This window comes from Diaphorobacter sp. C33 (assembly GCF_030503915.1).
Lineage (GTDB): Bacteria > Pseudomonadota > Gammaproteobacteria > Burkholderiales > Burkholderiaceae_C > Diaphorobacter > Diaphorobacter nitroreducens.
The window spans coordinates 2,890,666-2,902,410 of record NZ_CP129980.1 but is presented as its reverse complement, the minus strand read 5'-3'; the positions used below and the strand labels follow the sequence as shown (position 1 = coordinate 2,902,410).

The following is an 11,745-nucleotide window of genomic DNA, read 5'->3' as shown; positions in this document are numbered from 1 at the left end:
CAGTCTGCCGTCAAGTGAAACACTTGTGATCGCAGTGCAGGCAGTTCCATGTGCCGGTGTTCACGCCGGATCGAGCGGGTATACCGGCCGGCGCACCCGCTTGAAAGGGAACCGCGCATAGTCCGATGTGGTTACGCCCGGGCTGTCGCACTCGACGAGGCCCTCGGAAAGGGGCGTGAACACGGGCCGGCAGTACATCCGTGACTTGAGCAGCAGGAACCGGAAGCGCGTGGGATCCAGCCCCACGCAGTGGAACACACCGAGGTCCCACGGCTCATGGGTCTGCTCGGACACCACGATCTGCGCGCTACCGGTATCGAACAACACCGTGCGCCCCATATGGCAGCGCTGGCCCGTGTAGATCGGGCCCGTGACGGTGTAGCTGCCATCGCTCACGGCGCGCACCGTGCCGTGCAGGCGCAGTGGCTTCTTGTGCAGGCCGATGCGGTCGAGTGGCACCTTGTTGCCAAGGTCGACGTCCACCTCGCCACCCTCGCCGGCTGCGATGAGCCGGGCCACGGCCTCCGGGTCGCACAGAGGCCCCATGGCGATGCCGGTGAGGCCCCGCTCCAGCGCGGCCTGCAGCACGTCCATGGTGTCGCAGGTGCCGCCCGACATGCAGTTGTCGCCGTGGTCGAGCAGCAGCACGGGGCGGGTGGCGCCTTGTGCCATGTCCTGCGCGCGGCGCAGAGAGTCTTCCAATGGGTCGCTGCGGTAGACATATTCCGTCCGCCGCTGCCATATCTGCCGCGCCAGCCCGTCTACGGCATCCTGGGTGGCGGCCGCATCCTCCGCGCGGCAGGTGGCGACGACGCTCACGCAGGGTGCCTCGATGTCAGCCAGCGAGAAGCCGCCGAACACGGAGACGGCGGGCAGCCCGCTACGTTCGAGGCCGCGCGCGGCCTCCACGGCATCGCGCATCGGGCCCTCAAGCGTGGTGCTGCGCAGCGTGTGGCTCATGAGCGGCAGGCGGTGCCAGCACACGCGAAAGTGCGCCTCGCCGCGCAGCATCTGCAGCAGCAGGCGACCTGCGTGCTCTCCGGTTTCGTACATGTCGATGTGCGGGTAGGTCTTGAAGCCCACCATCACGTCGGCGCTCTGCACCATCTGCTCGGTGATGTTGCCATGCAGGTCCAATGCCACGCCTATGGGCACGCCGGGCGCTGCAGCGCGCACGCGCGCGAGCAGATCGCCCTCCCCATCGTCGGTGTGCTCGGCCACCATCGCGCCGTGCAGGTCGAGCAGGATGGCATCGGAGCCGGGAGCTGCCTCGACGATACGGCGCGTGAGCTCGTCGTAGGCCTTCGCGTGCACGGGACCGCTGGGGTTGGCCGTGGCGGACACGGGCGTGACCAGCGTGGCCCCCATCCTCTCGGCCAGGTCGATGAAGGCCGCCATGGCCGTGCGCATGCCCTTGTTGGCGCGCAAGGCCGCCTCGCCAAAAGCCGGCGAGAACGCCTCCAGGGGCGTGGGTACGGGCGAGAAGGTGTTGGTCTCGTGGTTGAGCCGTGCGATCAGGATCTTCATGCCACCACCCCGGCACTGGCGAGCATGGCGCGCAGCAGCACGTTGCATCCGGCCTCCAGGTGGGCGGGATCTGCGTCTTCGATCTCGTTGTGGCTGATGCCGTCAGCGCAAGGCACGAAGACCATCGCCGCGGGCGCCACGCGCGCCACATAGACTGCGTCATGGCCCGCTCCGCTCACCACATCCATGCAGCTGTAGCCCAGGTCCGCGGCGTTGGCGCGCACGGCCTCCACCAAGTGCGGCGTGAACGGCTGCGGTGGGAAGTACACCACCTGCTCCACGTCGATGACCAGGCCGCGCTCGGCGGCGATGCGCGCGCAGGCGGCGCGCAGCGCGGCGTCCATGTCCAGCAGCTGGGCGTCGTCGGGCGCGCGCAGGTCCACGCTGAGCTTCACGCGGCCCGGGATCACGTTGCGCGAGTTGGGATGCACCTCCAGCGAGCCCACCGTGCCGCGCGCATGCGGCAGGCGGTCCAGGGCGATGCGGTTGACCTCGGCCACCAGCGCACTCGCGGCCAGCAGCGCATCCTGGCGCAATTCCATGGGCGTGGGGCCGGCATGCGCCTCCATGCCCTGCACGGTGACGTCATACCAGCGCTGGCCCAGCGCCGCCTGCACCACGCCGATCACGCGTTCGTGGTTCTCCAGCACCGGGCCCTGCTCGATGTGCGCCTCGAAGTAGGCCCCCACGGCGGGTGCTGCGCCGGCCTGGCCCGCGTAGCCGATCGCGGCGAGGGCTTCGGCCACGCTCACGCCCTGGGCGTCACGCTGTGCAAGGGCATGCTCCAGCGTGAAGGCGCCCGCGAACACGCCCGAGCCCATCATCACGGGCACGAAGCGTGAGCCTTCCTCGTTGGTCCACACGGCGACCTCGATGGGCGCGCGGGTGCGCACGCCAGCGGCATTGAGCGTGCGCACTACTTCCAGGCCGGCCATCACGCCGTAGTTGCCGTCGAACTTGCCGCCGGTGGGCTGGGTGTCGATGTGGCTGCCCGTCATCACCGGCGCCAGGCTGTCGTCCGCGCCTGCACGGCGCGCGAAGATGTTGCCGATGGCATCGATGCGGATGCTGCAGCCGGCCTCGCGCGCCCACTGCACGAAGAGGTCGCGGCCCTGGCGGTCCAGGTCGGTGAGGGCGATGCGGCACACGCCGCCCTTGGGGGTGCCGCCGATGCGCGCCAGGTCCATGAGCGATTGCCACAGGCGTGCGCCGTCGATGCGCAGCGCGGTGGCGGGGGAGGTTTGCATGTCCATGAGAGAGTCCTTCACTGCTGTTCGCAGCGCGATGCGGCCTCCGCGTTTGCTGGACGGGCCGCAGGGGCTGCCGTTGGATGTCAGGCCATGCCTACGCCGAGGTAGCGGTCCTTCACGGCGTCGTCCGCCAGGAAGTCCGCGTTGCTGGCCTCGTGCACGATGGCACCCTGTTCGATGACGTAGTGGCGGTCGGCGAGCTGGGTGCAGACCTCGAGGTTCTGCTCCACCAGCAGGATGGACACGCCCGCGGCCTTGATGGTCTGGAGTTGGGCCACGATCTCCTCGACGATCACGGGCGCCAGTCCCTCCACGGGCTCGTCCAGCATCAGCAGGCGCGGCGCGTTCATGAGCGCGCGGCCGATGGCCAGCATCTGCTGCTCGCCGCCCGAGAGCTGGCCACCGCCATTGGCGCGGCGCTCCTTGAGGCGCGGAAAGATGCGATAGACGTCGGGCAGCTGCCAGGGCGAATGCTTGCGCTGGCCCAGTAACAGGTTCTCTTCTACCGTGAGCAGCTTGAAGATGCCCCGATGCTCCGGCACCAGGCAGATGCCGCGTTGTGCCACCAGATGGGTGGCCAGCTGGTGCACGGGCTCGCCGCCGAAGCGGACTTGCCCTTGCGTGGGCGCCATCACGCCGGCGATGGTCTTGAGCGTGGTGGTCTTGCCCGCCCCGTTGCGGCCCAGCAGCGTGACGAGCTCGCCGTCGCCGACATGCAGCGACACGCCCTGCAACACATGGCTTTTGCCGTAATGCGCGTGAACGGATTCCACGGACAGCAATGTCTTCATGCCTTGCCTCCGGTGATCATGTTGCCCAGGTAGGCGCTGCGCACACGCTCGTCGTTGCGGATTTCGTGCGGCAGGCCCTCGGCGAGCACACGGCCTTGCTGCATTACGGTGATGGTGTCGGAGATGTCCATGACGATGCCCATGTTGTGTTCGATGAGCACCACGGTGTGCTCGTCCTTGAGGCCCTGGATCAGCCGCTTCATCTCCTCGAGGTCGTCGATGCCCATGCCCGAGGTCGGCTCGTCGAGGAAGATCGCCTTCGGGCGCGCGGCCAGCGCCATGCCCACCTCCAGGCGCCGCTGCTGGCCATGCGAGAGATTGCCGGCGGGTGTGTCGGCGTAGCGCGCGAGGCCCAGGCGTTCGAGCACGCTGGCCACCGTGTCGGCGCAGGAGCGTCGGCCCTCGGGGGCGTTCCAGCAGTCCAGCGCCTTCTTGGGGGCCACACCCTGGGCGGCCAGGCGCAGGTTCTCGCGCACCGGCAGGGTGAGGAACAGGCTCGTGACCTGGAACGAGCGCGCCATGCCCCGGCGCACGCGCCGGTGGTCGGGCTCGCGCGTCACGTCGTGACCGTCGAACAGGATGCGCCCGCCGCTCACCTGCTTGGTCCCCGTGAGCATGTGGAACAGCGTGGTCTTGCCCGCCCCGTTGGGGCCGATCACCGAATGCACGGTGTTGGCGCGCACCTTGAGGTTTACGCCGCCCAGGGCGACGAACTTGTCGTAGCGTTTCTCGACGCCCTGGGCTTCGAGCAGGATGGGGGATGCGGTGGCGCTCATGCCTGGCCTCCCTGGGTGTTGGCCTGGGACGCCGCCCCGTTGCGTTGTGCGTCGGCCCCGCCGCCCTTGCGGCGCAGCAGGCTCCACAGAGACTCGCCCAGGCCCCACAGGCCGCGCTGCAGCCCCAGGCTGACGACCATCAGCACCACGCCCAACAGCAGCAGCCAGCGCGGCCACAGGGTGGAGAGCCAGTCGCCCAGCAGCACATAGAACGCCGCGCCCAGCACCGAGGCCAGCAGGTTGCCCGTGCCACCGATCACGGTCATCACGAGGATCATCTCGCTCGTGTGGTATTCGGCATTGGACAGCGGCGCGATGCCGGTCATCATGGCGTGCAGCGCGCCGGCCAGGCCGGTGACGGCGCCCGAGATCACGAAGGCCTGCAGCTTGAGCAGGCGCAGGTCATAGCCCACGGCCGCGGCGCGCTCCTCGTTGTCGCGCACGGCCAGCAGCGTACGGCCGAACACCGAGTCGCACACGCGGCGCAGCAGCCAGAACGCCGCAAGAAACAGCACCGCGACAAAGCCGTAGTACTGCCAGGGCGAGTCCAGGGGCCACAACGTCTGGCCGGCCACGGCCAGCGAGGGACGCGGAATGTCGAGCAGGCCGTTGTCGCCGCCCGTGAGGCCCGTGGCGGTGTAGGCCAGAAAATAGAACATCTGCGCGAACGCGAGCGTGAGCATCACGAAGTAGGTGCCGCGCTGGCGGATGGCCACCCAGCCCACGATGGCTGCACCCGCGGCGCCCATGGCCACGGCGGCCAGCAGCGCCAGCGGCATGGGCAAGGTCCAGCGCGTGAGCAGCAGCGCGATGGTGTAGCTGCCCAGCCCGAAGAAGATGCCCTGCCCGAACGACAGCAGCCCGGTGTAGCCCAGCAGCAGGTTGCAGCCCATGGCGGCGAGCCCGAAGATCAGCACTTCGCTCGCGAGCGAGCCCGACTGCATGCACAGCGGCATGGCGACCACGATCGCCAGCGCGAGAAGGAAATGGGAATGTCTGGACATGTTCATCGTGTTCATCCTTTGCGGCCCAGCAGGCCGTGGGGGCGCAGCAGCAGCACGGCAGCCATGGCCACGTAGATCATGAGACGAGCACCCTCGGGCCACAGCGTGCTCATCACGCTCTGCACGATGCCGATGAGCAGGCCGCCCACGAGCGCACCGCCGAAGCTGCCCAACCCGCCCACGACCACGATCACGAAGGCCACGCCCAGGGCCTCGATGCCCATGAACGGCTCGGCGCCGCGGATCGGCGCCGCGAGCACGCCCGCCAGGGCCGCCGTGGCCGCGCCCAGCGCGAACACCAGGCTGAAGATGCGCAGCACGTTCAGGCCGAGCAGCGAAACCATCTCGGTCGACTCGCTGCCGGCGCGCACCGCGCTGCCCAGGCGCGTGCCTTCGAGCACCCACCACAGCAGTACCGCGAGCACGGCGGTGAAGCCGATCACGAACAACCGGTACTTCGGATAGACGAAGCTGCCCCACATCACCACGCCCTGCAGCAGGTCGGGGACGGCCACGCTGTCGCCCAGCGGCCCCCATTGCAGGATCACGAGTTCCTGCACCACGAGCGCGAGGCCCACGGTGATGATGATGTGGAACTCATGGGCCTTGGCGTACACATGGCGCAGCATGAGCTTCTCGGTGAACCAGCCGATCGCGCCCACGGCCAGCGGCACCACGACCAGGGCGAGCCAGAAGCTCAGGCCCCAGCGTGTCATCTGGTAGCAGAAATACGCGCCCAGCAGGTAGAAGGCTCCGTGCGCGAAGTTCACGAAGCGCAGCAGGCCGAACACGATCGACAGGCCCACGGCCAACAGGAAATACAGCATGCCGATGCCGATCCCGTTGATGGTCTGTAGCAGGTAGATGCTCATACTCGACTATCAAAAAAATAGCTGCTAGCGCTTGCTGGTCAAGCGCTAGGTGGTCTTTTGGCTTGAGGCCCGGGGGCGGGCGGTCAGGCCAGCTTGCAGCCGGTGCGGTCGATGGGCAGGAACGACTTGCCGGAACTGACCACGTCCACGTAGTCGTCCTTGTTCTTCATCTTGGCCTTGGCCTTGCCCTTGAGCAGGTAGTAGTTCTTGAGCACCTGGTGGTCGGCCTTGCGCACTTCCTCCTCGCCCGTGAGGCCCTGGTACTTCATGCCCTCCAGGGCTGCCACCACGGCCTTCTGGTCCACCGTGCCGGCCTTGAGGATGGCGTCGAGGAGCAGCTTGGTGCAGATGTACGAACCCGCCAGGCTGTAGTTGGGGTTGGACTTGAACGCGGCCTGGGTGCGCTTGACCAGGTCCTGGTTGAGCGGCGTGTCCACCGTGTGCCAGTACTGCGCGCCGAAGTACACGCCATCGCACAGATCGGCGCCCAGCGATTCGAACTGCTCCAGGCCCGAGGCCCAGGCGATCAGGATGGTCATGTTCTTGTGCATGCCAAAGCTGATGGCCTGGCGCAGCGCGTCGGACGACTGGGCGCCGAAGTTCAGCAGCAGCAGCACGTCGGGCTTGGCGGCCATGGCGTTGGTGAGGTAGCCGCTGAACTCCTTCTCGGTCAGCGAGTGGTAGCTGTTGCCCACGTGCTCGATGCCCTTTTCCTTGAAGATGTTCTTGGCAGCGGTCAGCAGGCCGTCGCCGAACACGTACTGCGGCGTGATGGTGTACCAGCGCTTGGCTTTCGGGTGCGCGTCGAGCAAGGGGCGCACGGTCTGCTCGATGGCGCCGAAGGTCGGTACCGACCAGCGGAACGTGGCGCCATTGCAGTCGGAGCCGGTGAGCTCGTCGGCCCCTGCGGTCGTGATGAAGATGCCGCCGGCCTTCTCGGCTTCCTTGCCCATGGCCAGCGCTTCTGACGACAGGATGCCGCCTGCGAAGAAGCGCGCGCCCTTTTGCTGAGCCGCCTCCTGCACCTTGCGCACCGCGGTGGCGGGCTTGCCTTCGGTATCGAGCAGCGTGTAGGCCAGCGGCCGGTCCAGGGCCTTGCCGTACTGCTCGATGGCGAGCTTCATTCCCAGGTCCGCGAACTTGCCGTTCGCGGCGAATGCGCCCGACATGGGCACGGGGCAGCCGAACTGGATCGCGTCCTTGGACTGTGCCCAGGCGCTGGCGCCCAAGCCCAGGGAGGCGGGCAGCGCGCCGAATGCGGAGAGTTGCAGGAGGTGACGTCGTTGCATAGGGGACTCCGTGGTGAGGCTGAAGAACAGTGGGTGGTACGGGTCTCAGAGCACGATGCATGCCAATTTGTCGGAATGCGTGCACGCTCCTTAATTCATATTTATAGTGACAAATAGAATGAATATGACGCGTACAAACCCTAGACGCTTCCGGCATGCCCCTGGGCGGTGCATACTGCACCACGACAGCGAACACCGGGGTGGCGGTGGTGGTACCGGACTATCCCGAGGAAAGACAACAAGCCATGGCAATACAGAAGCCCGCTCCCCTGGCGATCAAGCAGCTCAAGCGCTCCGATCTCGTGGCCCAGGAGATCAAGCGGCTGATTACCGAGAAGAACCTGAGTCCCGGTGACCGCCTGCCGCGCGAGATCGAGCTGCAGGCGCAGTTCCAGGTCAGCAAGGGCACCATCCGCGAGGCGCTCAAGTCGCTGGAGGTGCAGGGCCTCGTCACCATTTCCACGGGCCCCTCGGGCGGCGGCACCATCGTCGAAGTGCCTCTGGACCGCACCTTGCAGTTCATGCAGAACTACCTGTTCTTCCAGGAAGTGACCATCGACGACATCTATGCCGTGCGCCAGCAGCTCGAGCCCATGCTGGCGGCGGGTGCCGTGCCGCACCTGACGGAGGCCGACTTCGAGGCGCTGGAGCACAGCATCGCCTGCTGCGACCCCACCCAGAGCCAGGAGGACCTGGTGAGCCAGCGGCGCGAAGACGTGAACTTCCACGACATCCTCGCGGCGGCCAACCCCAATCCGTTCCTGCGCTTCACCTGTGAGCTGATCAACGAGATGATTCGCCAGCTCATCGTGTTCGGCAATCGCACGCCGCAAACCGAGCACCGGCGTTTTGGCGAGGCCAACGCGCAGTTCCACCGCGCCATCGTGCAGGCCGCACGCGCGCGCGACGCGGAGAAGGTGCGCACGCTCATGCAGAGCCACATGCAGGATGCGGCGAGCAGCGTCAAGCGCATGAAGGGCCGCATTCAGGGGCGCCTGATCCTCGACGCAGACACGCTGCGGCGTCCGCGTGCGGCGCCTGCCGTGTCCACGGCAGCCACGGCCGCCGCAGGGGCCAAGCGTCCGCGCAGGCGCGCCGCCGGCGTGGGAGCGGAATAGGCAGGCCAGGCCGCCTCCCTCACAAAAGACAAAGCCCCTGCGGCCGCAAGGCCCAGGGGCTTTTCGCAAACGGCGCGGGGCAGGGCCGCCCCGGCCGCCCGGATCAGCGGCTGCTCGGGAAGCTGAACACCGCCCCCTCGCGCACGCCGGCCGAGGGCCAGCGCTGGGTGATCGTCTTGCGCTTGGTGTAGAAGCGCACGGCGTCCGGCCCGTAGGCGTGCAGGTCGCCGAACAGGCTGCGCTTCCAGCCGCCAAACGAGTGGTAGGCCACGGGCACGGGCAGGGGCACGTTCACGCCCACCATGCCGACCTGGATGTGGTCGGTGAAGTAGCGCGCGGCTTCGCCGTCGCGCGTGAAGATGCAGGTGCCGTTGCCGTATTCGTGGTCGTTGATGAGCTGCATGGCTTCCTGTAGCGTCTTCACGCGCACCACGCCGAGCACGGGGCCGAAGATCTCTTCCTGGTAGATCTTCATGCCGGGCTTGACGTTGTCGAACAGGCATGCGCCCAGGAAGTAACCCTCCTCATGGCCGGCCACCTGCACGCCGCGGCCGTCCACCACCAGCGTGGCGCCCTCGGCCACGCCGCTGTCCACATAGGCCTTCACCTTCTCGAAGTGCTGCTTCGTCACCAGCGGGCCCATGTCGTTGCCGTTGTCGGTGCCCGGGCCCACCTTCATCTTGGCGATCTCGGCCTTCAGGCCCGCGATCACGGCATCGCCCACTTCGTCGCCCACGGCCACGAGCAGCGGGATCGCCATGCAGCGTTCGCCGCACGATCCATAAGCGGCACCCATCAGCGCGCTCACGGCGTTGTCCACGTCCGCGTCGGGCATGAGCACCGCATGGTTCTTGGCACCGCCCAGGGCCTGCACGCGCTTGCCGTGCTTGCAGCCTTCGGCGTAGATGTACTCGGCGATGGGGGTGGAGCCCACAAAGCTCACGGCTTTCACGCGCGGGTCTTGCAGCAGCGTATCGACGGCCAGCTTGTCGCCGTTGACCACGTTGAGCACGCCGGGCGGCAGGCCCGCTTCCAGCGCGAGCTGGGCCACGAACAGGGTGGAAGACGGGTCGCGCTCCGACGGCTTGAGCACGAAGGTGTTGCCGCAGGCCACGGCCATGGGCCACATCCACAGCGGCACCATGGCCGGGAAGTTGAAGGGCGTGATGCCTGCCGTGACGCCCAGCGCCTGGAACTCGCTCCACGAGTCGATGCCGGGGCCCACGTTGCGGCTGTGCTCGCCCTTGAGCAGCTCGGGCGCATAGCTGGCGTATTCCACGTTCTCGATACCGCGCTGCAGCTCGCCATGCGCATCGCTGAGCACCTTGCCGTGCTCGGCGGTGATGAGGGCGGCGATCTTGTCGGCGTTTTCTTCGAGCAGCACCTTGAGCTTGCTCATCACGCGGGCGCGCTTGAGCGGCGGCGTGTTGCGCCAGGCGGGGAAGGCGGCCTCGGCAGAGGCAATGGCGGCTTCCACCGTGGCCTGGCTCGCCAGCGCCACGCTGGTGGTCGATTGGCCGGTGGCGGGATTGAACACGGGCTGCGTGCGCTCGGTGTCGGCAACAAGCTTGCCATCGATCAGGTGGCCGACGGTGGTGGTGACGTTCTTGTCGTGGTGCATGATGTTCTAAGATAAAAACGGGCTCTAGCGCTTATCTATCAAGCGCTAACAGCTATCAAAACAGGAGTTCAAGCGGTCTCGTGCAGAGCGTCGCCCAGGGCGCTGACCAGGCGGTCGATCTCGGCCTGGGTGCTGATGAACGGGGGCGCGAGCTGGATGGTGTCGCCACCGTAGCGCACGTAGAAGCCCTTCTCCCAGCACTTCATGGCGATTTCGTAGGGGCGCTTGGCGGGTTCGCCGGGCAGGGCGCTGATGGTGATGCCGGCGGCCAGGCCATAGTTGCGGATGTCGGCCACATGCTTGGCCCCTTTCAGGCCGTGCACGGCGTTCTCGAAGTAGGGCGCCAGCGCCTTCACGCGGCCGGGCATGTCTTCCTTTTGCAGGATGTCGAGCACCGCGTTGCCCGCCGCGCAGGCCACGGGGTGGGCCGAGTAGGTGTAGCCGTGCGGGAACTCCAGCATGTACTCGGGGCCGCCCTGCGCCATGAAGGTGTCGTAGATCTCCTTGCTGGCGATCACGCCGCCCAGCGGCTGGGCACCGTTGGTCACCTGCTTGGCGAAGTTCAGGATGTCCGGCGTCACGCCAAAGGCCTCGGCCCCGGTCCAGGTGCCGCAGCGGCCAAAGCCGGTGATGACCTCGTCAAAAATCAGCAGGATGTTGTTCTGCGTGCAGATCTCGCGGATGCGCTCCAGGTAGCCCTTCGGCGGGATCACTACGCCGGCCGAGCCCGAGAAGGGCTCCACGATCACGGCGGCGATGTTGCTCGCGTCGTGCAGCGCGATCACGTCGAGCAGCTTGTCGGCCAACGCGCGGCCGCCGTCCTCGGCCATGCCCTTCTGGAAGGTGCCGGCCGGCGGCTGGGTGTGGGGAATGTGGTCCGCCTCCACGCCCTGGCCGAACAGCTTGCGGTTGCCCACGATACCGCCCACCGAGATGCCGCCGTAGTTCACGCCGTGGTAGCCCTTCTCGCGGCCGATCAGGCGCGTCTTGGTGCCCTGGCCCTTGGCACGCCAGTAGGCGCGCGCCATCTTGAGCGAGGTGTCGGCCGACTCGGAGCCCGAGCCGGTGAAGAACACATAGTCCAGCCCGGCGGGCGTCAGTTCCTTGAGCTTGTTGGCCAGCGCGAATGACGCGGGGTGGCCGAACTGGAAGGCCGGCGCGTAGTCCAGCGTGGCGGCGGCGCGGCCGATGGCCTGGGCCACCTCCGTGCGGCCGTGGCCCAGGCCCGAGCACCACAGGCCCGAGAGGCCGTCAAAAATCTTGCGCCCTTCGGCGTCGGTGTAGTAGGCGCCCTGGCCGCTCACGATCATGCGCGGCTGGGCCTTGAAGTTGCGGTTGCCGGTGAAGGGCATCCAGTGGGCTTCCAGCCAGGCGGCGTCGGTGCGTACGGCGGCTGCGGGGTTAGGGTCAATGACGGCGAAGCTCATGGCGATCTCCTGAAGGGAATGCGCGCATTGTTGGTCACGGTAATAATCCGTTGAAGCAACAAATATCCAC

The 11,745-nt window shown here is 67.3% G+C and carries 10 protein-coding genes; 1 reads left to right on the top strand and 9 read right to left on the bottom strand.

Going from position 1 to position 11,745, the window contains the following annotated elements; translation table 11 throughout:
* Positions 1-60: 60 nt before the first annotated feature.
* The 7 genes from QY917_RS13620 to QY917_RS13590 form a co-directional block, all read right to left on the bottom strand.
* Positions 61-1,527 (bottom strand): M81 family metallopeptidase, encoded by a 1,467-nt coding sequence (locus QY917_RS13620; protein WP_123675458.1) that lies wholly within the window; start codon positions 1,525-1,527, stop codon positions 61-63.
* Positions 1,524-2,780, bottom strand: coding sequence for a Zn-dependent hydrolase (locus QY917_RS13615; RefSeq protein WP_123675459.1), 1,257 nt, complete (start codon positions 2,778-2,780; stop codon positions 1,524-1,526). Before QY917_RS13615 ends, QY917_RS13620 begins: the two co-directional genes overlap by 4 nt.
* A gap of 80 nt (positions 2,781-2,860) precedes the next feature.
* Positions 2,861-3,568: an ABC transporter ATP-binding protein gene (locus QY917_RS13610; RefSeq protein WP_123675460.1), complete on the bottom strand. Its 708-nt coding sequence runs from the start codon at positions 3,566-3,568 to the stop codon at positions 2,861-2,863.
* On the bottom strand, positions 3,565-4,344 hold the full coding sequence (locus QY917_RS13605; protein WP_088888031.1) for an ABC transporter ATP-binding protein: 780 nt from the start codon (positions 4,342-4,344) through the stop codon (positions 3,565-3,567). Before QY917_RS13605 ends, QY917_RS13610 begins: the two co-directional genes overlap by 4 nt.
* The gene (locus tag QY917_RS13600) at positions 4,341-5,348 is read right to left on the bottom strand and encodes a branched-chain amino acid ABC transporter permease (RefSeq protein ID WP_123675581.1); all 1,008 of its coding nucleotides are present in this window, start codon (positions 5,346-5,348) and stop codon (positions 4,341-4,343) included. The genes QY917_RS13605 and QY917_RS13600 overlap by 4 nt, the downstream gene beginning before the upstream one ends.
* A gap of 11 nt (positions 5,349-5,359) precedes the next feature.
* A complete protein-coding gene (locus QY917_RS13595; RefSeq protein WP_088888032.1) occupies positions 5,360-6,220 on the bottom strand; it encodes a branched-chain amino acid ABC transporter permease in 861 nt (286 codons plus the stop codon).
* Positions 6,221-6,303: 83 nt separating this feature from the next.
* Positions 6,304-7,509 (bottom strand): ABC transporter substrate-binding protein, encoded by a 1,206-nt coding sequence (locus QY917_RS13590; RefSeq protein ID WP_015914667.1) that lies wholly within the window; start codon positions 7,507-7,509, stop codon positions 6,304-6,306.
* Positions 7,510-7,754: 245 nt separating this feature from the next.
* Here QY917_RS13590 and QY917_RS13585 point away from each other — a divergent pair, with 245 nt between their 5' ends.
* Positions 7,755-8,627, top strand: coding sequence for a FadR/GntR family transcriptional regulator (locus QY917_RS13585; protein WP_302077347.1), 873 nt, complete (start codon positions 7,755-7,757; stop codon positions 8,625-8,627).
* A gap of 103 nt (positions 8,628-8,730) precedes the next feature.
* Here QY917_RS13585 and QY917_RS13580 read toward each other — a convergent pair whose 3' ends face one another.
* Together QY917_RS13580 and QY917_RS13575 are read right to left on the bottom strand one after the other, a co-directional pair.
* Positions 8,731-10,248 (bottom strand): CoA-acylating methylmalonate-semialdehyde dehydrogenase, encoded by a 1,518-nt coding sequence (locus QY917_RS13580; protein ID WP_123675462.1) that lies wholly within the window; start codon positions 10,246-10,248, stop codon positions 8,731-8,733.
* Positions 10,249-10,316: 68 nt separating this feature from the next.
* On the bottom strand, positions 10,317-11,675 hold the full coding sequence (locus QY917_RS13575; protein ID WP_123675463.1) for an aspartate aminotransferase family protein: 1,359 nt from the start codon (positions 11,673-11,675) through the stop codon (positions 10,317-10,319).
* Positions 11,676-11,745: the final 70 nt, after the last annotated feature.